Here is a 22,337-nt window from a genome sequence, read left to right on the forward strand (position 1 = left end):
CCTGCGCAGCCGCTCGGATCCCCTGCTCGTCCGAGAGGCTGCAGGCAGCCGTGACAAACGCATCAGATCGCGGTGATCGTGAGGACGGCGGTGTAGACGCCCGGCGTCGTGTCCACCGGGATCTGCAGCTCGAGGCCGGCGCCCAGCACCGCCGAGCCACGACCGGCTCCCGTCTCCGCCGAGCCCAGCGGGCGCGGCACCGACAGCCCCTCACCCGAGGGGAACCCGGGAGCGACCACCCCGCCGGGCGTGACCACCTGGCCATCCGAGGAGGACCCCACCGTCGGGGACCAGCCGAGGAAGCCGCCGCCGAAGGAGCCGGCCCCCTCGGCGGCCACGAACTCCGACACCTGGGCCGAGACGTCCCAGCCCGGGTCGCTGGCCCGCGAGTCGGTCACCGTCACCGGCCGCAGCTCACCCGCCGTGGTCAGCCGGTCACCCAGCGACGCCATCTCCGGCAGCTGCACCGTCCGGTCCTGCTGGTCCACCGAGATCAGCAACGACCCCTCTCCGACGTCCTCGGGAACCGTCGCCACGATCTCCTCACTCGCCTCACCGACCGGTGGCTCGGACCCGTCACCGCCCCCGTAGGCCACGAACACACCGGTCCCCCACTCGACCTGGTTGTCACCCTCCGGGTGGACACCGGCAGCGAAGGCCACGTCGCCGCGGTCGTTGATCGTGGGGCCCCCACCGAACACGGGGCTGGTGTTGTGCTGGCCGAGCTGGGCGGTGCCCAGGTCGGTGGCGACGACGTCGCCCTTGGCGGCGACCTCCACCAGGTCACCGCCGTCCCCGACGTAGATCACCTGTCCGGCGGGGCCGACGGCGCGGAAGACCACCTGACCCGCGTTGTTGATGTCCGGGCGGAAGTACTCGATGGTCCGCACCGGCCCGTCAGCGCTCTCGGCGGCGATCTCGGTGACCGTCTCGCCGTCCGTGCGGACGACAACCTTCGCGCCGTCGGAGACCCGCTCGGCCACGGCGGCGATGACCCCCTCGTCGTTCACGGCGATGCTGTTGTCGAACTTCTTGTAGGGCGACTGAGGGTCCACCGCCTGGTTGGCCAGCAGGACGCTCGAGGAGCCGTCCGGCTCGAACACGCGGAGCTCCTGGGCGGTCACCTTGTCGTCGGAGGTGGACACCTTCACGGCGATCTGGCCGGCGTGGTTGTACTGCGCCGTGTAGAAGTAGGTGAACGGGCTCTCCGGGTCGAGTCCCCGGTCGCTCGCGTAGAAGACGCCGGTGCCGTCGCGGAGGGCGGCCAGGGCACGGCCGGCCGAGAACGAGGCCTGGAACCCGATGTTGCCGTCGTTGTCGACGGCCGCCGACGAGTAGGAGTTCGGCAGCACCGGTGCGGTCCCGACCCTGCTGGCCGTTCCGGCGTCGGCGTCGTAGAGGTACAGCATGTTGTCCACGCCGCCCCCGCCCAGCGTGAAGGCGATGTCGCCGTGGTCGTTGAGGATCGCCTCCCCCGGGATGGTGCCCCCCTCGTCACCGGTGTGGACGATCTCGCCCTGACCTGCGCTGCCGAACCACACGCCGGGGCGGCCGACCGTCGGGTCGAGACCGGCGACGTACTGCACGCGGAACGAGACCTCGGCCGTGGCGTTGATCTGGGGCGTGATGCTGTTGAACGACGAGCCCGGAGGAAGGTTGTGGCCCGCGTCGTTGGCCAGCAGGTTGGTGCGCGCCTGCAGCTCCGTGTCGCTGTAAGGATCACCTGGGGTGTCCATCGGCGCGGCCCCCAGGGCGGCGACGAGCGCGGTCACGAGGGGGGCGACACCGAGGACGGTCGTGAACGAACGACGCAGCGACGGGCGAGGGCGGGTGAACATCATTGAACCTCCGGGTAGGCAACCGTCGGCAGTCTCTCCCAGGATTGTTACCACTGTCAATAGTTACAGTACGGTTTTCAGATGGACGATGCAGCAGTCGGAGAGTTGGTGCACCTGGGCCTCACCCGGTACGAGGCCCAGGGATATGTCGCGCTGATCGGCCGGGACGACGCCACCCCCGCGGAGATCGCACGCCTGGGACAGATCCCCCGCCCACGGGCCTACGACGTGCTGGCCTCCCTGGCGGAGCGCGGTTTCGTCGCCCCGGTCTCGGGGACGCCGGGGCTGCGCTACCGGGCCAAGCCACCGGACCAGGTGTTCGACAGCCTGCTCGCCGTCCGGCGCCACGAGCTCGACCAGCTGGCTGTCCGGTCCCACACGCTCGCGGTCGACCTCCAGGCGCGGTTCCTCGAGGGCCAGGACCGCGGGGAGCCGCTGGACTACGTGGAGGTGCTGCGCAACCCCGCGCACACCGTGCAACGCATCGACCGCCTGTGGAACGGGGCGCAGGAGGAGATCCTCGCCGTCGTCCGGCCGCCGTACCTTGCGCCACCGTCCTCGGACGACGCGACCCTCCCGTCGGGGGTCACCATCCGGGTCATCTACGAGCGGTCCCTGCTGGAGGACCCCGACCTCGAGCGGCTCCTGCAGGCCTATGCACGCCTCGGTGAGCAGGTCCGGATCGGCGAGGACCTCCCCCTGAAGATGACCATCGTCGACCGGCAGTCGGTGGCGTTCAACATGCCGGACCCGGTGGAGAACGGGTCCTCCGTGACGACCATCGTGGTGCACCACCGCGATCTGGCCAGCACGCTCGGCATCGCCTTCGAGACCATGTGGTCCAACGCGCAGCCGTTCGGGTCGATCGGTCCCGCCACCTGAGGGCCGCCCGCCTGCCGGCCCCTGCGCCCGGGTGACGGGCGCCGGGGGCCGGCTGACGGCATACTGCCTGCATGACGTATGACGAGGGGCTGGCCGAGCGGATCCGTCACGTCCTCGCGGACGAGCCGGGGCTCACCGAGAAGAAGATGTTCGGCGGCCTCGCCTTCCTGGTCGACGGCAACATGGCCGTCGCCGCCGGCAGCGACGGCGCCCTGATGTTCCGGCGGGACCCCGGCCGCGCGGACCCCGTGGGTGAGCACATCCGGCCCCAGGTCATGGGCGAGCGGGTGATGTCCGGCTGGTTGCACGTCGACGCCGAGGGGGTGGGGACCGACGAGCAGCTGCGCGAGATCGTGGCCCGCGGAGTGGCCTACGCCAGGACGTTGCCGCCGAAGTAGCTCACCGGTGATCAGCCGAGACCGACCAGGTCCGCGTCCAGGCTGAGGTCCGAGGAGGACCGGTAGTCCTGGTGCACCTCGATGGCCAGCACGTTCTCACCGATCGCCAGGGTTGCCGGGTCGATGGTGAAGGACCGGACCGTCGACTCGGCGCTGCCGGAGCGGTTCGCCTCCGACGTCGTGGAGAACGCGATCGTCCCGCTCGGCATGTTGTCCCGCACCACCTCGGTTCCGTTGAGGTGGACGACGGCGCCGTCGTCGGCGAGGAGCTGGATCGTGAGTCCCTGCGGGCGCTGGTCGACGGTGAAGGAGGTGCGGAAGTAGGTCGTGATGTACTTGTCCCCCGAGGACGGGCCGAAGTCCACCACGGTCCGCTCGTCACCGTCGCCGTAGCCGAACTCGGCGCTGCCGACCTCCCAGGCGGAGTCGTCGAAGCCGGGGTTGCGCCAGGCGCTCGAGGTGGCCCCGCGGTCCCAGTAGGTCCAGGACGCGGTCCCCCCGTCCACGAGGACCCGGTCGTCCGGGGGCAGCGGTCCGCTGCTCGCCTCGAACCGCACGAACCCCTGGGCCGGGACCCCGGCGACGTTGGTGAAGTCCCCGCCGGCCACCACGCCGGCCGCGTGCGCCTCGATGGCGAAGACACCCCAGAAGGCGTTGAACGTCGGGGAGAAGTCCGCGGCGATCACACCGGTGGTCGCATCGGCCGCCAGCAGCTTCAGGGTGGTGTCGCCGCCGTAGCCCTCGTGGAAACCGAAGTAGAGGCGACCGTCGAAGTAGTCCACTGCCTGCACGTCACCCATGGCGGTCCGGCGCCACAGCCTGGCCCCCGAGCTGGTGCTCCACGCGCTGGCGCTGTTGTTGCCGGCACCGACCGCGGCGTAGAGCACGGTGCCCTGGTCGTTGATGGTCACGCCCAGCGTCGGCCGCACGCTGGAGGCGAAGGCCGGGCCGACGACCGCGCCGGTCGAGGTGGAGACCGCACCGAGCCCCGCACGGCTGACCGAGGAGAGCGTGGCGAAGTTGCCGGCGACGTAGAGCACGTTGCTCGCCGGGTTGGCCACCAGGGAGCGGACCTGTGCACTGGCCGAGGCCCGGAAGGTGGCGTCCACCGCCCCGGAGTCGCTGTCGACCTTGGCCAGCCGGTTGCGGGCGACCCCGGCGACGGTCTGGAAGTCGCCGCCGACATAGAGGGCGCCGTCCTTGTGGTCCAGGGCCAGGACGGCGCCGTCGACGGCCGGTCGGAAGGTGGCGTCGACCAGGCCGGTGGACAGGTCGATCTTGGCCAGGCGGGTCCGGGAGACCCCCTGGATTCGGCCGAACCAGCCGCCGACGAAGAGGTCCTCGCCGTCGGTGGCCAGCGCGCGCACACTGCTGCCGGCATCCGCCCGGAAGCTCCGGCGGAGCTCACCGGTGTGGACGTCGAAGGCCGCGAGGTGGGACCGCGAGACGACCTCACCGGTGGGGCTCGTCGCGTTCCGGAAGTTGCCGCCCACGTAGACGGTGTCGCCGAGGACGAGCACGTCGTTCACCCGGCCGTCGACGCGCCAGGACCGTTCCGGCACGTCCGAGACCGTCGTGATAGCCGCAGCGAGGAGCGCGGTGGAGGCGATGAGCGCCGCGATCACGGCGCCCACGGACCCCAGTCTCCATACGAACCGGCCCATGGCTCGTCCATTCCGGCTTCAACCACTGGTCACGGGATGCGGCTGGCAGCGGAAGAAGTCTCCCTCGGATCGGTGCATCGTACTCCCAGGGAAGGGCCCGACGGTAGGGCCGCGCGTCTCAGACCAGCTGGTGCATCCAGCCGTGGGCGTCCTCGACCCGGCCGTACTGGATGTCCAGCAGCGAGTTGCGCAGCGTCTCGGCGATCTCGCCGCCGCCGATGCCGATCTCGCCACCGCGCCACCTCAGCGTGCCGACCGGTGTGATGACGGCGGCGGTGCCGCACGCGAAGACCTCCGCGAGCTCGCCGCTCGCGGCGTCGGCCTTCCACTCGTCGATGGAGTACTTCCGCTCGATCACCTCATGGCCCTTCTCGCGGGCCAGCTCGATCAGGGCGCTGCGGGTGATGCCCTCCAGGATCGTGCCGCTCAGCTCGGGCGTGACGATCGTGCCGTCGCGGTAGGCGAAGAACAGGTTCATGCCGCCCAGCTCCTCGACCCACTTGTGCTCGACCGCGTCGAGGAAGGCCACCTGGTCGCAGCCGTTCTCGATGCCCTCCGCCTGCGCGGCCAGCGACGCCCCGTAGTTGCCGCCGCACTTGGCGGTGCCGGTGCCGCCGGGGGCCGCGCGGACGTAGTCCTCGGACAGCCAGATGCTCACGGGCTTCAGGCCTCCGGGGAAGTAGGCACCGGCCGGCGAGGCGATCACGCAGTAGAGCGCCCGGTTGGTGGGACGCACCCCCAGTGCCTGCTCGGTGGCGATCATGAACGGCCGCAGGTAGAGGCTCACCTCACCGAGGGACTGGTCCGGCACCCACCGCTGGTCGATGCCCACCAGCGCCCGCAGCGACTCCACGAACAGGTCCTCCGGCAGCTCGGGCAGGGCCAGCCGCCGCGCGCTCCGGGCGAACCGTGCGGCGTTGGCCTCGGGGCGGAAGGTCCACACCGTGCCGTCCGTGTGCCGGTAGGCCTTCATGCCCTCAAAGATCTCCTGGCCGTAGTGGAAGACCGCCGCGGCCGGCTCCAGGGGGATCGGGCCGTAGGCCGTGATGCGCGGGTCGCTCCACCCACCGTCCTTGGTCCAGTCCACCAGGGCCATGTGGTCGGTGAACTTCGCACCGAACGCAGGGTTGGCCAGGAGCTCGGCCACCTGCTCGTCGGTGGCCGGGTCGGGCCGCTGCTCGACAGCGAACGTCGGTGCGGTCTGGGTGGTCATGGGTCCTCCTGGGCCTGCGTCGTTGCGGGTCTCCAAACTACCTGGTCACCGGATCCAGCTCATCAGTGCCCGCACGCGCCGACCCACCTGCTCGATCGGGTGCGCAGCGCGCGCCACCGCCCGCCGGCTCGACAGCTCGGCCGCGTCGTGGTCGGGCACCTGCTCGGTGCCGAAACCGGCGGCCCACGCGGTGTCGATCCGGTCCTTCAGCTCGTGCAGCGTGACCAGGTAGGCGACCTCCTCCGCCGTCCCCCGCTCCACGAGCCGGTCGAAACCGTCCTCCACCAGTCGCTGGACGGCCTCGTGCACGGCCGTGTCGGCATACCGGCTCGCCTCGGTGAGCTCGGCGGCGCTGGTGACCAGGGCACCGGACCGCAGGGCCCCCAGGGCCTGGCAGTATGCCGTGAGCACCGGCCAGGCGACCCGGCTCGCGTCGGTCTCCACCGCCACCAGGCAGGGGACCCCGCGTCCGTCGAGGTACTCGGTGCGGAGCCGCTCCGGCCCCCCGATCGTCTGCAGCACCACCAGGTCGACCCCCTCGGGCACGGTCACCTCGCCCCCGTGGACCGGGTCACCACCGGTCACCAGCACGAGGTCACCGGTCTCCAGGCCGGTCTCCAGCAGCTGCTGGAGCGTCGCCGGGTCGGTGGAGTCGTCGGTCGGCACCACGACGATGTCGGCCTGGCGCACCGCGTCCTCGGGCGCCACGACGAGCAGGCCCTCCACCTCGGCGCGCACGGCGGCCCGGCTCTCGGCGAGCACGCCCACCCGGACGTCGACCCCGCTGTCGCGCAGGTTCAGCGCGTGCCCGGAGGCGATCGGGCCGAACCCCAGCACGGCCACCTGCCGGTCCTGCAGCAGGGTCAGGTCCGCGGAGTCCGGCTCCAGCAGGGTGGCGCGGCGGCTCACTACTGCGCCTCCTGCCGACCCCGCCACCGGTGGAAGCCGACCAACCGCGCAGAGCGCTCGGACAGCCCGGACCACTCCCCCGGCACGGCGAGCTCGAGGCCGACGGCGGTCGGCATCCCCTCGCGCAGCGCCTCGAGGGCCGCGGTGTCACTCGTCTCTGCATCCGCCAGCCCCGCTCCCAGAGAAGGGATCCCGGGCGCGTGGCCGATGACGAACACGGTCCGGGCCTCCGCCGGGGCCTCGTGGACCACGGCGAGGATCTCGTCGGGGTAGGCGTTGTAGACCCGCCGGTCGTGCCACACCTCGACGTCCCCGAGGCCCCCGCCCTCGGCGAGCTCCTGCCAGGTCTGCTGCGCGCGGGTCGCCGTCGAGCACAGCACCAGGTCCGGCACCAGCCCGTGCTCGACGACCCACGCACCCCCGGCACGCGCGTCGGCGACCCCGCGCGGCAGCAGCTCGCGGTCGTGGTCGACCTTGCCTGGCACCTGCTCGGTCTTGGCGTGACGCACCAGCACCAGGCGCCGCTCGCCGTCTGCGGGTCCCATCAGGACTCCGCTCCGGAGGCGACCGCGGGTGCGGCCACGCCGGTCGGCTCGGGGGTGGCCGCGTCGGTCGGTTCGGGGGTGGCAGCGCCGGTGGCCACCACGTGCGCGAGCCCGCCGGTCCGCACATAGTGCTCGAGCTGGGTCGTGACGTACCTCGCCTGGCGCCGCGGGAACGCGGTGGTGCTGCCGCCGTGGTGCGGGCTGATGAGCACCCCGGGCGTGCGCCACAGGGGGTGGTCGGCCGGCAGCGGCTCGGGGTCGGTGACGTCCAGGGCTGCCCGGAGGCGACCGGAGGCGCACTCGGCGACCAGCGCGTCGGTGTCCAGGAGCGGGCCGCGGCCGACGTTGACGACGAGGGCGTCGTCGGGCAGCAGGGCCAGCTGCTCGCCCCCGAGCAGCCCGCGGGTCTGCGGGACCAGCGGGAGCGCCAGCACCACGATGTCGTGGTCCGGGAGGAGCACTGACAGGTCGTCGACGGGGTGGACCCTGTCGACATACTCATCACCGTCGCGGGCCCGGCTGGCGACCGCGGTGACGGTCGCCTCGCAGGCGACCAGACGTCTGGCCAGGGCCGTGCCGATGCCGCCGTAGCCGACGACGAGCACCCGGGCGTCGGCCAGCGAGCGGTCGACGCCGGACGGCAGCCACTCGGCGCGGTCCTGCGCACGGACGAAGGTCGGCAGGTCACGCTGGGCGGCGAGCATCAGGGCCAGGGCCATCTCGGCGGTCGTGGTGTCGTGGACCCCGACGGCGTTGGCCATGGTGACCCCAGGAGGCAGGAACCGGATCGCGTGCTCGTAGCCGGCCGTGGACAGGATCACGGCGCGCAGGGCAGGCAGCTCGGCCAGCCGCGTGATGAACGGGGAGTTGAACGGCGGGATGACCACGATCTCGAGATCGTCGCGGGGCGGATCGCCAGCGACGTCCCAGGCGACGAGCTCCACCCCGTCGACAGGCTCCACGAGCTCGATGATTCCCGGCGGGACACTGATGACAGGCACGCGTCCACGCTAGCCGAGGGCCGCGGGGAGTGAGGCGCCGGGCGTGATGCATGACACAGTGTGGCCATGCGATGGCGTGTCCACAGCGTTGTGGCGGTCGCACTCGGGGCCCTGGTGCTTGCTGCCTGCTCTGGTGCGGACCGCGAGCCGACCGGTGTGTCCGTGCCCGGGCCGCGCCCGGGTGGTGAGGTCGGCACGGGCGAGGGCTCCGGGCCGGGGGATCAGGGGTCCGGTCAGGGGTCCGGCACCGCTGACGTCGGCACCGGTGGTGGGGGGCCGGTGACAGAGGCACCAGAGCCCACCGGTCCGGTGGTGACCGTGGCGACCGGCTTCGAGGTGCCCTGGGGACTCGTGGCGCTGGAGGACGGCAGCCTCCTGGTCGGCGAGCGCGACACGGCCCAGGTGTTCCGCGTCGAGCCGGGCTCGGACCCGGAGCTCGTGACGACCGTGCCGGGGGTCGCGGCCGGTGGTGAGGGCGGCCTCCTGGGGCTCGCCGTCGCCGCGGACTCGCCCTGGCACGAGGGTCGCCCGGAGGTGTTCTACGCCTATGCCACGACCGACACCGACAACCGGGTGCTGCGGGTGCGGCCGGGCGAGGGCGCCGACGCGGCGGAGGTCGAGGTCGTGCTGGAGGGCATCCCGAGGGCCGGCAACCACAACGGTGGCCGCATCACCTTCGGGCCTGACGGCTACCTCTATGTGACCACCGGTGACGCCTCCGAGGGCGCGAGCGCCCAGGACCCGACGTCGCTGGCCGGCAAAATCCTGCGCGTCACCACGGACGGGGAGCCGGCGCCCGACAACCCCGACCCGGCCTCGCCCGTGCTCTCCCTCGGCCACCGGAACGTCCAGGGGCTCGGCTGGGACGCGGCGGGCCGGCTGTGGGCCAGCGAGTTCGGGCAGAACGCGCTCGATGAGGTCAACCTGATCCAGCCGGGCGCGAACTACGGCTGGCCCGAGGTCGAGGGTCCCGGCGGCGAGCCGGAGTTCACCGACCCGGTCGTGAGCTGGCCGACCGAGGACGCCTCTCCCTCGGGGCTCGCCGTGGCCCGCGACGGCACCCTCTATGTCGCCGCGCTGCGCGGTGAGTCGCTGTGGCGGATCCCGGTCATCGACCGCGGCACGGGCACCGACCGGCAGTCCGTCACGGTGGGCGAGCCGGAGCGCCTGCTCGAGGGCGAGCTCGGGCGCCTGCGCAGCGTCGTCACCGGTCCGGACGGCGACCTCTGGGTGCTGACCAGCAACACCTTCCGGGGCGACCCGGCTCCCGAGGACGACCGGCTCCTGCTCATTGCGGATCCTGCGGGACTCGACTGATCCCACTCGTCCTCAGAGCGCTCCCTCGCCGGCCCCGTCGACCGAGGGCCGGCGATGTCACGCCCTGCACTGAGAGCGGGTTGTGCTTCTTCGAGCTGGCTAGAGCCGGCTCGAAGAAGCACAACCTGCTGCAGGTTGCACGGGGCGCGCTCTGCCCAAGCGCGCGCGACCCACCCGAAGCACCAGAGCGAGCAGCAGGTAGCCGGGCTCCGCTCAGGTCAGCTTGCCCAGGATGAGCTCGCGTGCCTTGGCCGCGTCGGCCTGACCACGCATCTCCTTCATGACCTGACCGATCAGGGCACCCGCGGCCTGGACCTTGCCGTCCCGGATCTTGTCCGCGACGTCGGGGTTGGCCGCGATGACCTTGTCGACGGCCGCCTCCAGGGCGCCGTCGTCCTGGACCAGCTCCAGCCCGCGGGCGTCGGCCACCGCGGTGGGCGTGCCCTCTCCGGCCAGCACGCCCTCCATGACCTGACGGGCCATCGAGTCGTTGAGCCGGCCGTCGCGGATCAGCCCGTCGAGCTCGGCGATGTGCGCGGGCGTCACGCCGAGCTCGGTCACGGCGCTGCCGGCCTCGTTGGCACGACGAGCCAGGTCGCCCATCCACCACTTGCGGGCGGCCGCGGGCGTGGCACCCGCGGCGACGGTCTCCTCGATCACCTCGAGCGCACCGGCGTTGACGACGTCACGCATCTCCAGGTCGGAGTAGCCCCAGTCGGCCTGCAGCCGCTTGCGGCGCTGCGCCGGCGGCTCGGGCAGCGTGGCCCGCAGCTCCTCGACCCGCTCGCGGGTCGGGGCGACCGGCACCAGGTCCGGCTCGGGGAAGTAGCGGTAGTCGTCGGCGTCGGACTTCGGGCGACCGGACGTGGTCACTCCGGTGTCCTCGTGCCAGTGCCGGGTCTCCTGCAGGATGCTCTCGCCCGAGTCCAGCACGGCGGCGTGCCGGCAGATCTCGTAGCGCACCGCCCGCTCGACCGAGCGCAGCGAGTTGACGTTCTTGGTCTCCGTGCGGGTGCCCAGCGGGACCGCGAGCTGCTCCGGCGCCGTCGCGTCGTCGCCGGCCTTCGCGCGCAGCGAGACGTTGGCGTCACAGCGCACGTTGCCCTGCTCCATCCGCACCTCGGACACGTCCAGCGCCTTGAGCAGGTCACGCAGCGCGGCCACGTAGGCGCGGGCCACCTCGGGCGCCCGCTCCCCGGCACCGGTGATCGGCTTGGTGACGATCTCGATGAGCGGGATCCCGGCCCGGTTGAAGTCGACCAGGGAGTACTCCGCGCCGTGGATCCGGCCGGTCGCCCCGCCGATGTGGGTGGACTTGCCGGTGTCCTCCTCCATGTGCGCGCGCTCGATCTCGACGCGGAAGACCGACCCGTCGTCCAGCTCGACGTCCAGGTAGCCCTCGAACGCGATCGGCTCGTCGTACTGGCTGGTCTGGAAGTTCTTGGGCATGTCGGGGTAGAAGTAGTTCTTCCGCGCGAACCGGCACCACTGCGCGATCTCGCAGTTGAGCGCCAGGCCGATGCGGATCGCCGACTCCACGGCCCTGGCGTTGACCACCGGCAGCGCACCGGGCAGCCCCAGGCAGACCGGGCAGACCTGGCTGTTCGGCTCGGCGCCGAAGGACTGGGCGCACCCGCAGAACATCTTGGTCGCGGTGTTGAGCTCGACGTGGACCTCCAGGCCCAGCACCGGGTCGTACCTGGTCAGCGCCTCGTCGTAGGAGACGACGTCCTGGGTGTAGGTGCTCACTTCGCGTCCTCCGCACTCGCTCCGGTGGTGACCCCTGTGGTGACGTCCGGGGCCCGGTCCAGGACGCTGCCCGACCCGCCCCACTGCTCTGCCAACAGGGCCTCCAGGGCCGCCCCCACGGCATACATCCGCTGGTCCTGGGTGGCCGGGGCAAGGATCTGTATGCCGACGGGCAGGCCGTCCTCGTCCGCCACCCCACTGGGGAGGGACAGTCCGGGGATCCCGGCCAGGTTGGCGGGGATGGTCGCGACGTCGTTGAGGTACATCGCCATCGGGTCCTCGAGCTTGTCACCGATCCGGAACGCCGTGGTCGGCGCCGTCGGGCTGATGAGCACGTCGGCCTGCTCGAACGCCGCCTCGAAGTCCCGGGCGATGAGCGTGCGGACCTTCTGGGCCTGGCCGTAGTAGGCGTCGTAGTAGCCCGAGGACAGCGCGTAGGTGCCGAGGATGATGCGACGCTTCACCTCGTCACCGAAACCGGCGTCGCGGCTGGCGGCCATGACCTGCTCGGCGCTGGGGCTGTCGACCCCGTCCGGGCCGACGCGCAGGCCGTAGCGCATCGCGTCGTAGCGGGCCAGGTTGGAGGACGCCTCGCTCGGCAGGATCAGGTAGTAGGCCGCCATCGCGTAGTCGAAGTGCGGGCAGGAGACCTCGACGATCTCGGCCCCGGCACGGCGCAGCAGCTCGACCGACTCGTCGAAACGGGCCTGCACGCCAGCCTGGTAACCGTCGCCGGTCAGCTCCTTGACGATCCCCACGCGCAGGCCGGTCAGGTCGCGGTTGGCCGCGGCCTCGACCACCGGCGGCACGGGGGCGTCGATGCTGGTGGAGTCCATCGGGTCGTGCCCGCCGATGACCTCGTGCAGCAGGGCCGCGTCGGTGACGGTGCGGGCGCACGGGCCGATCTGGTCCAGGCTGGAGGCCAGGGCGATGACGCCGTAGCGGGAGACGCCGCCGTAGGTCGGCTTGGCGCCCACAGAGCCGGTGACCGCGGCCGGCTGGCGGATCGAGCCGCCGGTGTCCGAGCCGATCGCCAGCGGCGCCAGGAACGCCGCCACGGCTGCGGAGCTGCCGCCGCCGGAGCCGCCGGGGATCCGGTCCAGGTCCCACGGGTTGCGGGTGGGGCCGTAGGCCGAGTGCTCGGTGGAGGAGCCCATCGCGAACTCGTCCATGTTGGTCTTGCCGAGGATCGGCAGCCCGGCCTCCTTGAGGCGGGTGACGATCGTGGCGTCGTAGGGCGGGATCCAGCCCTCGAGGGTGCGGGACCCGGCCGTCGTCGGCAGACCCTGCGTGCACGCGATGTCCTTGACCGCGATCGGGACGCCGGCCAGGCGGGGCAGCTCCTCGCCCGCGGCGCGGCGCGCGTCGACGTCCGCTGCGGTGGCCAGCGCACCCTCGGAGTCCACGTGCAGAAAGGCGTTCAGCACCGGGTTGAGGAGGGCGATCCGGTCCAGGTGCGCCTGGGTGAGCTCGACGGAGGTGAACTCACCGGCCGCCAGGCCGTCGGCCATCTGCGCCGCGGTGAGGGAGGTGAGGTCGGTGACTGTCGACATACGGCCGCTCACTCCTCGTCCAGGATGCGGGGGACGCTGAAGCGCTGCTGCGCCGACGCGGGCGCGCCGGCGAGCGCCTGCTCGGGCGTCAGGCTCGGGCGGACCTCGTCGGCGCGGGTCACGTTGGTCAGCGGCAGCGGGTGGCTCATCGGCGGCACGTCCTGCGCGGCGACCTCGTTGATCTGACCGACCCAGCCGACGATCTGGTCGAGCTGACCGGCCAACCGGTCGAGCTCGTCATCGGTGAGCTGGATGCGGGCCAGCATGGCGACGTGCGCGACATCGTCGCGGGACAGAGCGGACATGGGGGCCAGTCTAGGTTCCCGCGAGCCGCGCCCTGAAACCGCTCGTCCCGTCGAGCTCGCGCTGACAGGATGAGTCGTATGCCGAGCGCCTCACCTCTCCCCTCCGCGCCGGGGCCGGACGACTTCCGGGCCCTCGCGCGGTCCTCGCCGTGGCGTTTCGGCACGCTGCATCTCACGCACCGGCCCTGCGGCGGCACCGCGGGCGAGGAGGAGCCGGTGGAGGCGTGGCTGCGACGGCCCGGCCACCTGGAGGTGCTGGCCGGAGGTGAGCGGCACGTCGAGACCGGCGTGCCATGCACGGGGTCGGTGCTCTATCTCGAGCAGCCGCGGAGCGGGCTGCGCCGCTGGCTCACCCCGCGAAGGCCCTCGTCACTCCTCCGCCGGGGCTGCTGGTCGGCGATGACGCCGGGGCTGGCTCCCCGGGACGAGTCCCCGGAGCCGGACACGGTGCCTCCCCAGTCGGTCGAGCCCGTGCGCCGCCCGGACGGACTGGTGCGGGAGCGACCGCGGGGGCCGGACTACGACGACCCGATGTGGCAGAACTACCGGTGGGTGGCGATGCTCGACCCGGTCGAGCTGTCCCACGGGGTCGAGGTCACCGACGTGCACGCCCGCGAGCGCCTCGGGCGGCTCACCTGGACCGCGACCTGTCGTGCCCTGCCGTCCTCGGCCGAGGACGCCGGTGACGGCTACGACCCGCGCTGCTCCTGCTGCCCGCTGCTGTTCGGTGAGGTCAGCCAGGCCCTGGAGTTCGGTGCCGACGGCGTGCCCCCTGAGGACATGCCCGCTGGCGGCACGCCCTCCGGTGACACGCCCTCCGGTGCCGGGGAAGGGGCCGGCTACCCCTCCGCATACTGGGTGTCCCTCGATGTGGAGACCGGCATCGTCGTGGACGTTGAGCCGCAGGACGGGGACCGGTCACGGACGGCGTTCAGCAACGAGATCCACGAGGTCGGTCCGCTCGCCTGACGCTCAGCTGACGGTGGCGGCCACCGCTCCCTCACCACCGGGCCACGTGACGACGAGGCGGTGCCGTCCCTCGACGTCACCCACGACCCGGGAGAGCCGCACGTCCGGCGCAGCCTCTCTCGCCGTCGTGGGCTCCACGCGCAGCTGGGCCGTCTGGTCGCGCACCGCGACGAGGGTGTCGCCTTCGTAGATCTCGAGGACCGCCTGCTCCTGCTGACCCTGCAGCGCGCGGCCGTAGCAGGCGAGGGCCACCGGGTCGCCGGCCGCGTCATAGACCCAGCGCTGGCCCAGCACCGAGTGCTCCGTCGTGCCAATCAGGTGCTCCGCGGCGTCCTCGAGCGGCGCAGAACGGTAGGTCACCGGCACGTGGAACACTGCGCCGCCACGGCCGATGAGCATCGCCTCGACGCCCACCTCGCCGTCCGGGTCGTCGAACCGGTAGCCGCCGACCACCTCGACTTCCCCTCCCCGCCCCACGGTTGCTGGTCGAGCCACGCCTGCACGAGCTCGGTCTTGGTCGGTGTGAGCGTGGCCCGGTAGATGATCGCCATGAGCGACACCCTAGGGCCAGCGGTCAGAGCCGCTCCCGCAGCAGGTCCGCGAGGACGACCGCCTGGTTGTGCTCCTCGTCCTTCGCGCCGTAGAGCAGGACGACCCGCTGGTGGTCGCGCGTCTCCCGGAGCAGCTCGTCGAAGGCGTCGGAGTCCCTGAGCTCGGCGCGGTAACGCCGCGCGAACTCCTCGAACCTCTCCGGGTCGTGGCCGAACCACTGCCGCAGCCCGGTCGAGGGGCCCACCTCCTTCAGCCACGTGACGTCCAGGTCGTCCTTGGCCACGCCCCGCGGCCAGATCCGGTCGACGAGGACGGGGTGCCAGCCGGGTGGCACGCCGTCATAGACGCGCCGGATGCTGATCTCGGTCATCGGGTCACCCCCTGCGCCCTTGACACGGGCACGAGACCTACCCAACGAACCGCCCGATCAGGGGTAGTTCCCGTGCCCGTGCCACGGTCCCTGCCCCGGCCCCGGCCTCGGTCCCGAACGCGGTCCCAGCCCCTGACCCAGCCGCGGTCCCGGGCGGCCCGGCAGGTCACGACCGCGCCGCCAGCCGCTCGCGGACGTCCGTCGGGTCGGGGTTGGTGTGCGGCTCGCCGTCGATCACCACGGTCGGCACGACCTCGTTGCCGTCGTTGACGCTGCGCACGAACGCTGCCGCGTCGTCGTCCTGCCAGATGTTGACCCACAGGGCCTTGTCGCCGAGGTCACCGAGCGTGGCCTTGAGCCGCATGCAGTATCCGCAGCCGGGGCGCCAGTAGACGACCACCGGCCGGTCCTCCTCAGCCATCGTGCTGACCTCCTCGTGCCGCAGGGTCCTCCCACCCTGCCACGGGCAGAGCCAGTAGGACACCGCGAGGCCCACCACGGCATACGCGGCGGCGAGCCAGTAGGTGCCGTCCCGCACGGCGTCGATCGAGAGGACGGCGAACAGGACGAGCATGGGGAGCCAGAGCCAGCGCATGCCTCCATGCTGCCGCGACGGGCGGGCGGGCGGATCACCCGGACGATGGAGAGCGGTCTGCGACCGCCGGCGGAGGACGGGCAGGCCGTATGCCGTGGTGCCGGCGGGTCCTGCGGGCGCAGCGGCGTCTGCGGTCGGCTCCTAGCATGGGCCGATGGACCCGCTGCTGACCGTTGGCCACGGCACGCTCGACCGGCAGGGGCTCGGTGACCTCCTGGTCGGCGCCGGGGTGGAGCAGCTGGTCGACATCCGCCGGTTTCCGGGCAGCCGGCACAACCCGGATGCCCGCCGGGAGGCGCTGGAGCAGTGGCTGCCGGAGCGCGGGATCAGCTATCGCTGGGAGGAGCGGCTCGGTGGCCGGCGCCGCCTGGACCCTGAGCAGGACGCCGCCAGCCCGGACCGGTGGTGGCGGGTGGCACAGTTCCGCGCCTATGCCGCCGGCACGCGGACGCCGGAGTTCACCGCCGCGATGGCCGAGCTGCTGGCCGGAGCCGCGCAACGCCGCACCGCAGTGATGTGCAGCGAGTCCGTCTGGTGGCGGTGCCACCGCCGGATCGTCGCCGACGTCGCGGAGGTGCAGCACGCGGTGCCGGTGCGCCACCTGATGCACGACGGGCGCCTCAGCGACCACCCGGTCAGCGACGGAGCGCGGCTGACGGCCGACGGTGCCGTCGTCTGGGACGGGTGACCGACGCTGGGTGGCGCCGAGTGCTGCCGGGTTCGGCGACATCGAGCACGCTGTGGCGCTCGCTGCCGGCACGCTGTGACGCTCGCTGCCGGCACGCTCCCGCGGTGGGGAACACACGGCATACGGGACCGGGACGGCGGTGATCCGGTCCGTGTGCCTCAGTCCGGCGAGCCGGTCTCCAGCAGCCGCACGAACCCGGCCTCGTCCAGGACCGGCACGCCCAGCTGCTCGGCCTTGTCGGCCTTGGAGCCGGCGTTGTCCCCGACCACGACGTAGTCGGTCTTCTTGCTCACCGAGCCGGCCGCCTTGCCGCCGCGGGACACGATGGCCTCCTTGGACTCGTCGCGGCTGAAGCCCTCCAGCGAGCCGGTCACGACGACGGTGAGCCCCTCCAGCGTGCGCTGCACGGAGTCGTCGCGCTCGTCCGCCATCCGCACCCCGTCGGCCGTCCACCGCTCGACGATGTCGCGGTGCCAGTCCACCGTGAACCAGTCCGTCACGGACTGCGCGATCGTGGGACCGACGCCCTCCGTGGCGGCCAGTTGCTCGACGGACGCCTCCCGGATGGCCTCCATCGACCCGAACTCGGTCGCCAGGGCACGCGCCGCGGTTGGGCCGACGTGCCGGATCGACAGGGCGACCAGCACCCGCCACAGGGGCTGCGACTTCGCCTGCTCGAGGTTGGCGACCAGCTTGGCGCCATTGGCCGACAGGACCCTGCCGTCGACGACGGACTCGGGCGGATCGGTCTTCTTCGCCTCCCGCGTGTAGAGCCGGACCCGGGCGATGTCCTCCTCGGTGAGCCGGAACAGGGTCGACTCGTCGCTGATCACCCCGGCGTCGAGCAGCCCGTTGACACCCTCCGCGCCGAGCGCCTCGATGTCGAACGCGCCGCGGGAGGCGAGGCTGAACAGCCGCTCCCGCAGCTGTGCCGGGCAGGTCCGGGAGTTGGGGCAACGGATGTCCTTGTCACCCTCCTTCTGCTCGGCCAGGGTGGTGCCGCACGAGGGGCACTCGGTGGGCATCACGAACGGCCGCTCGGAGCCGTCGCGCAGGTCGGCCACGGGCCCGACGATCTCCGGGATCACGTCACCGGCCTTGCGCAGCACGATCGTGTCGCCGATGAGCACGCCCTTGCGCTCCACCTCGTAGGCGTTGTGCAGGGTGGCCTGCTCGACGGTCGAGCCGGCCACCTTGACCGGCTCCATCACGCCGTAGGGCGTCACGCGGCCCGTGCGACCGACGTTGACCCGGATGTCGAGCAGCTTGGTGGTGACCTCCTCCGGCGGGTACTTGTAGGCGATCGCCCAGCGCGGAGCCCGGGAGGTCGACCCGAGGCGGCGCTGGACGCTGATCTCGTCGACCTTGACGACGACCCCGTCGAGCTCGTGCTCGGCCGCGTCGTGGCGGTGCTCACCGAAGTGCTCGATGAACTCCTGCACCGCCGCCAGGTCATCGAGCACCTTGGCGTGCTCCGAGACCGGCAGGCCCCAGGCGGACAGCAGGTCGTAGGCCTGCGACTGCCTGGTCATCTCGAACCCGGTGCGGGCGCCGATGCCGTGCACGAGCATCCGCAGCTTGCGGGTCGCGGTCACCCGCGGGTCCTTCTGCCGCAGCGACCCGGCGGCCGTGTTGCGGGGGTTGGCGAACGGCGTCTTCCCCGCCTCGACGAGGGACGCGTTGAGCTCCTCGAAGGCGGTCACCGGGAAGTAGACCTCGCCACGGACCTCCAGCAGGTCCGGGATCGGGACGGCCGCGCCCTCCTGCTCCTCCGGCGCCACCAGCTGGTGGGGGATCCCGTCGATCGTGCGCACGTTGAGGGTCACGTCCTCGCCGGTGCGGCCGTCGCCGCGGGTCGCTGCCCGGACGAGGCGCCCCTTCTCGTAGAGCAGGTTCACGGCGAGACCGTCGATCTTGAGCTCGCAGAGGTAGTGCACGTCGGCGCCGCCGGCCTCGTTCTCCACGCGGGTCGCCCAGGCCTGCACCTCCTCCAGAGAGAAGGCATTGTCGAGGCTGAGCATCCGCTCGACGTGGTCCACGGCGGCGAACTCGGTGGAGAAGGTGCCGCCGACCAGCTGGGTCGGTGACTCCGGGACCCGCAGCTCGGGCCACTCCTGCTCGATCGCCTCGAGGCGCTTGAGGAGCGCGTCGAACTCGCCGTCGGAGATCGTCGGGGAGTCCTTGACGTAGTAGGCGAACTGGTGCTGGCGGATCTCCTCTGCCAGCTCCTCCCACTGGTGCCGCACGTCCTCCGGTGCCGATGTCGTCTCGCTCACGGCCCTATCTTGTCGCACCGCGCTGACACCCCCGCGGATGCGGCGCGGCCGTCGACATGCAACCGTGGTGCCTCCGCGAAGCGTTTGGGTGGATGAGGGCGCCGACCTGATGAGGCGACCGGGCAACGCGGCCGACCGGCCCGCACCGAGGAGGAATGATGCGCACGAAGCATGTTCGGGGAGGACACCGTCGAGGTGTGGCGAGGCGGATCGCCGTGGGGACGCTGCCGATCGCCGCGCTCGTCCTGATGAGTGCCTGTGGCACCGAAGAACCCGAGGTCGCGGAGCCGCCGACGACGGCCGAGGACACCGCGAGCGACGAGGCACCGACGTCTGCCGAGCCGGAGGAGACCACCGAGACCACTGAGGAGCCGGCCCCCACGGAGGCACCCACCGAGAGCGCTGCCCCGCCAGCGCCGACCACCGAGGGCCCGACCGGCGGGGAGCCGACCACCCAGGAGCCGACCGGGACGGACCCGACCACGGCCGAGCCTCCCCAGGAGGGCGCGGGTGACGCGATGGGCTTCGCTCAGCAGTATGTCGAGCTGGTCACCTCTGGTGACACCGAGCAGGCCTACGCGATGCTCAGCCCCGAGGCGATGGCCTACTTCCCCGACGTGTCGGTCTTCGAGGAGAACGGCGTCGAGGACCTCGCCGAGGACCTGTCCGACGCCTCCGGTGAGCCGCAGTGGGCGATCCGCTCGGCATACCCGGAGACCCACAACTCCGCCCAGGTGGTGAGCCTCTGGGGTGAGGACAGTGACGGCGAGCCGTTCGCTCACACCTTCGCGATCCGCAAGCTCGATGGGGCCAGCTGGGTGGTTGACCAGGACATCACCCCGTCCACCGGCGACAACCGGCTGAACTGGCTCAACCCCGGTATCCAGGAGGACGTCGAGGAGTGGGTGGTGAACCCGGACGCGCCGATCATGTTCGCACTGCTCAAGGCGCACGGCCCGAACGTCGCCGTGACCGCCAGCATCGATGACGGCAGTGAGGTCTCCCAGCAGCTCACCGAGCGGCCGACCGACGGCGCGGTGATGTATGACCTCTCCGACAGCGCGCTGGGTGACGGCGTGCACGTGGTGACCGCGAGCTGGGTCGCCGAGGACGAGCCGTTCGTGCACACCAACGCCACCCCGGCGATGAATCCCTGACAGGGGACGACCAACCTGCCCGGCGGCCGGGGCTTCCCGGCCGTCGGCACGTCCTGGGCCCTGAGCGGCTAGCGGACCGCTGACCTGTCGACCCGGGCACCGCGGCCGATGAGGACCGAGGCGAGGAGCACCACGGCGCCGCCCAGGAGCACGATCGGCCCGAGCCGCTCCCCCAGCACGACGACGCCCAGCAGCACGGACACCACGGTGATCGGATAGGTCACGCTCGTGGCGACGGTCGGGCCGGCGGCACGCACCACGTCGAACTGCAGCCACTGCGCCAGACCGGTCCCCACCACCCCGAGCGCGATCACGGCCAGGAGCGGGATGAACGCGTCCGCGCTGTGCAGCGTCCACGGTGCCGTGATCGCCTCGTCCGCGCCCAGCAGCCACCACAGCACGAGGACCACGGGCATCTGCACCATGGCGACCACGACCTGAGCGGTCGGCAGGGACAGACCGCCGGCATCCACACCGCGCAGGAAGCGGCGCACGTAGGTCCAGCCGACGCCATAGCTCGCCGACGCCGCCAGGACCATCGCAAAGCCCAGCGGGTCCGGGCCCCGGCTGGCCGACCAGGGCTGGAAGATGAGCAGCACCCCGACGAACCCGATCGCGACGCCGAGCACCCGCATACGGCCGATCCGTTCGCTGCGCAGCATCAGCACGGAGCAGACGACCGTGGCAACCGGGGTGATGGCGTTGGCCAGGCCGGCGATCGAGGAGTCGACGCGCTGCTCGCCGACCGCGAACAGGGTCCACGGGATGGTGCACAGCAGCGAGCCGGTGACCAGGAGGTGACCCCAGGTGCGCGCGCCCCTCGGCAGCTGTCCACGGTTGAGCCCGAGGAGCAGGAGCAGCACGGCACCACCGCAGAACACGCGGAGCGTAGCGACCTGCACACCGGACATGGCCTCCAGCCCGACCTTCATGAGCAGGTAGCTGGATCCCCAGATCAGCGCGATCGCGGCGTACTTCGCCTGCCACGGCATGCGGGTGACTGCCGGGGCGGGGAGCGCGGTCGTGGTCACCGCACGGCTTCCTCGGCCAGCGCGCGGGCGGTCTCGACGGTGGCGCGGGTGAGCTCAAGCGCTCCCTCCGGTGAGCTGCCAGCCAGTCCACAGGTCGGGGTCACACCGAGGTCGGCAAGGGTCGAGGGGGGCAGACCCAGCTCGTGCCACCGTGCGGCGACCCTGTCACGCACTGTCCCGTATGCCGTGGGGCGGCTGGCCGACAGGGCGCCGGCCCAGAGCGTGGTGCCGGCCTCGACCGCCTCGGCGACCGCGTCCCAGGCACTCGTCGACAGCGTGCGCAGGTCGAGGGCCAGGGTGTCCGGCCCGGCACCGCGGAGCAGATCGATCGGTGGGTCGTCGGCGCAGCAGTGCACGACAGTCGCGGCCCCGGCGTCCCGCGCCGCCGACAACACCGTGCCGAGCACATGCTCCGCCTGACTGGCGTCCGGCGTGGGAAGCACCCGAAAGCCCGAGTCGGACGTGATGTGTCCCTTGACGACCGCCGGAAGCGACGGCTCGTCCACCTGCAGCATCAGAGCCGCGCCCGGCACAAGACGGGCGACCTCGGCGACGTGAGCCCGGACACCCTCAGCGAGAGAGTCCGCCAGATCACGGGTGGCTCCGGCGTCGGACAGCAGCCGGTCTCCGAGTGGCAGCCAGATCGAGGCGGCCAGCGTCCAGGGGCCGGTCACCTGCAGTTTCAGCGGCCCGACCCAGCCGTCGTAGGCCTCCGCGAGCTCGTCCAGGTCCTGACGCCACAGGGAGGCGGTGCGCTCAGCGTCCCGGCCCGGACGGTCCACGAGTCGCCACCCCTGCGGCTGCAGATCGACCGGCAGGTCCACCAGCAGCCCGGCGCTCCGACCGACCATGTCGGCTCCTGGTCCGCGAGCCGGGAGCTCAGGCAGGTAGGGCACCGTCGTCACGCCGTCAGGGGCCTCCGTCAGCACGTCGCGCACTGCTCGAAGGGCCTCGCGCACGTCGGTGCCCGGCCAGGAGCCGATGCCGGTCGCAGTCACCATGAGGGACAGTGTGCGCCACGGCACCGACAGTGCGGTGAGTGGGACCGGACGCAGGGCACCTGCCGTTGCCCCGCCGAGCCCTGCGCGAGCTGGTGTCCTGCGCCCTGCCGCCCTCGCTTCCTGGCTTCTCGGAGCACGCGGGTTTCCACAGGTTGTGACGTGTCCACCTAGCGCATGTCGCACACCTGTGCTAATCTGTGGGTGTTGGACAAGGGGACGCGATGGGGCGGGAAGGGGGACGTGATGGACACCAAGATCGTGCAGCAGCGACTGCGGGCAGGCCTGCGCCGGCCTCCTGTTGTCCGGTCCCGTCCGGCCCGCCCG

General features: G+C 71.9%; 21 protein-coding genes. 6 read left to right on the top strand and 15 right to left on the bottom strand.

The window, feature by feature from the left end:
- Positions 1–62 precede the first annotated feature (62 nt).
- Complete coding sequence (locus DA085_RS06185; protein ID WP_154402114.1) at positions 63–1,838, bottom strand: choice-of-anchor tandem repeat NxxGxxAF-containing protein; 1,776 nt, start codon at positions 1,836–1,838, stop codon at positions 63–65.
- 81 nt (positions 1,839–1,919) lie between these two features.
- Here DA085_RS06185 and DA085_RS06190 point away from each other — a divergent pair, with 81 nt between their 5' ends.
- A complete protein-coding gene (locus DA085_RS06190) occupies positions 1,920–2,720 on the top strand; it encodes a TrmB family transcriptional regulator (RefSeq protein ID WP_109472072.1) in 801 nt (266 codons plus the stop codon).
- Between the two features lie 71 nt (positions 2,721–2,791).
- On the top strand, positions 2,792–3,118 hold the full coding sequence (locus DA085_RS06195; RefSeq protein WP_109472073.1) for a TfoX/Sxy family protein: 327 nt from the start codon (positions 2,792–2,794) through the stop codon (positions 3,116–3,118).
- A gap of 11 nt (positions 3,119–3,129) precedes the next feature.
- Here DA085_RS06195 and DA085_RS06200 read toward each other — a convergent pair whose 3' ends face one another.
- From DA085_RS06200 to DA085_RS06220, 5 genes are all read right to left on the bottom strand, one after another.
- Complete coding sequence (locus tag DA085_RS06200) at positions 3,130–4,782, bottom strand: YncE family protein (protein WP_109472074.1); 1,653 nt, start codon at positions 4,780–4,782, stop codon at positions 3,130–3,132.
- A gap of 118 nt (positions 4,783–4,900) precedes the next feature.
- Positions 4,901–5,995 carry a branched-chain amino acid aminotransferase gene (locus DA085_RS06205; protein WP_109472075.1) on the bottom strand — a complete coding sequence of 365 codons (1,095 nt, stop codon included), beginning with the start codon at positions 5,993–5,995 and terminating at the stop codon, positions 4,901–4,903.
- Between the two features lie 45 nt (positions 5,996–6,040).
- Positions 6,041–6,904, bottom strand: a complete 864-nt coding sequence (locus DA085_RS06210) for a hypothetical protein (RefSeq protein ID WP_161958434.1) — start codon at positions 6,902–6,904, stop codon at positions 6,041–6,043.
- Positions 6,904–7,449 carry a SixA phosphatase family protein gene (locus DA085_RS06215; protein ID WP_109472077.1) on the bottom strand — a complete coding sequence of 182 codons (546 nt, stop codon included), beginning with the start codon at positions 7,447–7,449 and terminating at the stop codon, positions 6,904–6,906. Before DA085_RS06215 ends, DA085_RS06210 begins: the two co-directional genes overlap by 1 nt.
- Complete coding sequence (locus DA085_RS06220) at positions 7,449–8,450, bottom strand: 2-hydroxyacid dehydrogenase (RefSeq protein ID WP_109472078.1); 1,002 nt, start codon at positions 8,448–8,450, stop codon at positions 7,449–7,451. The genes DA085_RS06215 and DA085_RS06220 overlap by 1 nt, the downstream gene beginning before the upstream one ends.
- A 66-nt stretch (positions 8,451–8,516) precedes the next feature.
- On the opposite strand from DA085_RS06220, the gene DA085_RS06225 reads away from it, so the two are divergent.
- Entirely contained in the window at positions 8,517–9,767 is a 1,251-nt protein-coding gene (locus DA085_RS06225; RefSeq protein WP_109472079.1) for a PQQ-dependent sugar dehydrogenase, read from the top strand.
- A gap of 213 nt (positions 9,768–9,980) precedes the next feature.
- On the opposite strand, the gene gatB is transcribed toward DA085_RS06225, so the two are convergent.
- From gatB to gatC, 3 genes are read right to left on the bottom strand one after another with little or no spacing between them, the layout of a single operon-like run.
- Positions 9,981–11,516, bottom strand: a complete 1,536-nt coding sequence (gene gatB / locus DA085_RS06230) for an Asp-tRNA(Asn)/Glu-tRNA(Gln) amidotransferase subunit GatB (protein ID WP_109472080.1) — start codon at positions 11,514–11,516, stop codon at positions 9,981–9,983.
- A complete protein-coding gene (gene gatA / locus DA085_RS06235) occupies positions 11,513–13,069 on the bottom strand; it encodes an Asp-tRNA(Asn)/Glu-tRNA(Gln) amidotransferase subunit GatA (protein WP_109472081.1) in 1,557 nt (518 codons plus the stop codon). The genes gatB and gatA overlap by 4 nt, the downstream gene beginning before the upstream one ends.
- Positions 13,070–13,077: 8 nt before the next feature.
- Positions 13,078–13,374, bottom strand: coding sequence for an Asp-tRNA(Asn)/Glu-tRNA(Gln) amidotransferase subunit GatC (gene gatC, locus DA085_RS06240; RefSeq protein WP_109472082.1), 297 nt, complete (start codon positions 13,372–13,374; stop codon positions 13,078–13,080).
- 69 nt (positions 13,375–13,443) lie between these two features.
- On the opposite strand from gatC, the gene DA085_RS06245 reads away from it, so the two are divergent.
- The gene (locus DA085_RS06245) at positions 13,444–14,343 is read left to right on the top strand and encodes a hypothetical protein (protein ID WP_154402115.1); all 900 of its coding nucleotides are present in this window, start codon (positions 13,444–13,446) and stop codon (positions 14,341–14,343) included.
- Between the two features lie 3 nt (positions 14,344–14,346).
- Here the strand turns inward: DA085_RS06245 and DA085_RS06250 are convergent, their stop codons facing one another.
- The 3 genes from DA085_RS06250 to DA085_RS21535 form a co-directional block, all read right to left on the bottom strand.
- Positions 14,347–14,838, bottom strand: a complete 492-nt coding sequence (locus DA085_RS06250; RefSeq protein ID WP_237565333.1) for a maltokinase N-terminal cap-like domain-containing protein — start codon at positions 14,836–14,838, stop codon at positions 14,347–14,349.
- A gap of 79 nt (positions 14,839–14,917) precedes the next feature.
- On the bottom strand, positions 14,918–15,265 hold the full coding sequence (locus DA085_RS06255; protein ID WP_109472084.1) for a DUF488 domain-containing protein: 348 nt from the start codon (positions 15,263–15,265) through the stop codon (positions 14,918–14,920).
- A 166-nt stretch (positions 15,266–15,431) separates the two neighbouring features.
- Positions 15,432–15,860 (bottom strand): glutaredoxin domain-containing protein, encoded by a 429-nt coding sequence (locus DA085_RS21535; protein ID WP_237565334.1) that lies wholly within the window; start codon positions 15,858–15,860, stop codon positions 15,432–15,434.
- A gap of 154 nt (positions 15,861–16,014) precedes the next feature.
- On the opposite strand from DA085_RS21535, the gene DA085_RS06265 reads away from it, so the two are divergent.
- Positions 16,015–16,548, top strand: a complete 534-nt coding sequence (locus DA085_RS06265) for a DUF488 domain-containing protein (protein ID WP_109472085.1) — start codon at positions 16,015–16,017, stop codon at positions 16,546–16,548.
- A 158-nt stretch (positions 16,549–16,706) separates the two neighbouring features.
- Here DA085_RS06265 and ligA read toward each other — a convergent pair whose 3' ends face one another.
- Positions 16,707–18,824 (bottom strand): NAD-dependent DNA ligase LigA, encoded by a 2,118-nt coding sequence (ligA, locus tag DA085_RS06270; protein ID WP_237565335.1) that lies wholly within the window; start codon positions 18,822–18,824, stop codon positions 16,707–16,709.
- Between the two features lie 197 nt (positions 18,825–19,021).
- Here ligA and DA085_RS06275 point away from each other — a divergent pair, with 197 nt between their 5' ends.
- Positions 19,022–19,981: a hypothetical protein gene (locus DA085_RS06275; RefSeq protein ID WP_109472086.1), complete on the top strand. Its 960-nt coding sequence runs from the start codon at positions 19,022–19,024 to the stop codon at positions 19,979–19,981.
- Positions 19,982–20,049: 68 nt separating this feature from the next.
- Here DA085_RS06275 and DA085_RS06280 read toward each other — a convergent pair whose 3' ends face one another.
- Together DA085_RS06280 and DA085_RS06285 are read right to left on the bottom strand one after the other, a co-directional pair.
- Positions 20,050–21,012 (bottom strand): DMT family transporter, encoded by a 963-nt coding sequence (locus DA085_RS06280; RefSeq protein ID WP_237565336.1) that lies wholly within the window; start codon positions 21,010–21,012, stop codon positions 20,050–20,052.
- Positions 21,009–22,013, bottom strand: coding sequence for a uroporphyrinogen decarboxylase/cobalamine-independent methonine synthase family protein (locus DA085_RS06285; RefSeq protein ID WP_109472113.1), 1,005 nt, complete (start codon positions 22,011–22,013; stop codon positions 21,009–21,011). The genes DA085_RS06280 and DA085_RS06285 overlap by 4 nt, the downstream gene beginning before the upstream one ends.
- Positions 22,014–22,337 lie beyond the last annotated feature (324 nt).

The sequence above is a fragment of the Ornithinimicrobium cavernae genome, from assembly GCF_003121625.1.
In the GTDB taxonomy this organism is placed as follows: domain Bacteria; phylum Actinomycetota; class Actinomycetes; order Actinomycetales; family Dermatophilaceae; genus Ornithinicoccus; species Ornithinicoccus cavernae.

Coding starts and splice junctions, on each gene's coding strand:
- DA085_RS06185 (WP_154402114.1), bottom strand. CDS start 1,838: ATGTTCACCCGCCCTCGCCCGTCGCTGCGTCGTTCGTTCACGACCGTC.
- DA085_RS06190 (WP_109472072.1), top strand. CDS start 1,920: ATGGACGATGCAGCAGTCGGAGAGTTGGTGCACCTGGGCCTCACCCGG.
- DA085_RS06195 (WP_109472073.1), top strand. CDS start 2,792: ATGACGTATGACGAGGGGCTGGCCGAGCGGATCCGTCACGTCCTCGCG.
- DA085_RS06200 (WP_109472074.1), bottom strand. CDS start 4,782: ATGGGCCGGTTCGTATGGAGACTGGGGTCCGTGGGCGCCGTGATCGCG.
- DA085_RS06205 (WP_109472075.1), bottom strand. CDS start 5,995: ATGACCACCCAGACCGCACCGACGTTCGCTGTCGAGCAGCGGCCCGAC.
- DA085_RS06215 (WP_109472077.1), bottom strand. CDS start 7,449: ATGGGACCCGCAGACGGCGAGCGGCGCCTGGTGCTGGTGCGTCACGCC.
- DA085_RS06225 (WP_109472079.1), top strand. CDS start 8,517: ATGCGATGGCGTGTCCACAGCGTTGTGGCGGTCGCACTCGGGGCCCTG.
- gatA (WP_109472081.1), bottom strand. CDS start 13,069: ATGTCGACAGTCACCGACCTCACCTCCCTCACCGCGGCGCAGATGGCC.
- gatC (WP_109472082.1), bottom strand. CDS start 13,374: ATGTCCGCTCTGTCCCGCGACGATGTCGCGCACGTCGCCATGCTGGCC.
- DA085_RS06245 (WP_154402115.1), top strand. CDS start 13,444: ATGAGTCGTATGCCGAGCGCCTCACCTCTCCCCTCCGCGCCGGGGCCG.
- DA085_RS06255 (WP_109472084.1), bottom strand. CDS start 15,265: ATGACCGAGATCAGCATCCGGCGCGTCTATGACGGCGTGCCACCCGGC.
- DA085_RS21535 (WP_237565334.1), bottom strand. CDS start 15,860: ATGCGCTGGCTCTGGCTCCCCATGCTCGTCCTGTTCGCCGTCCTCTCG.
- DA085_RS06265 (WP_109472085.1), top strand. CDS start 16,015: ATGGACCCGCTGCTGACCGTTGGCCACGGCACGCTCGACCGGCAGGGG.
- DA085_RS06285 (WP_109472113.1), bottom strand. CDS start 22,013: ATGGTGACTGCGACCGGCATCGGCTCCTGGCCGGGCACCGACGTGCGC.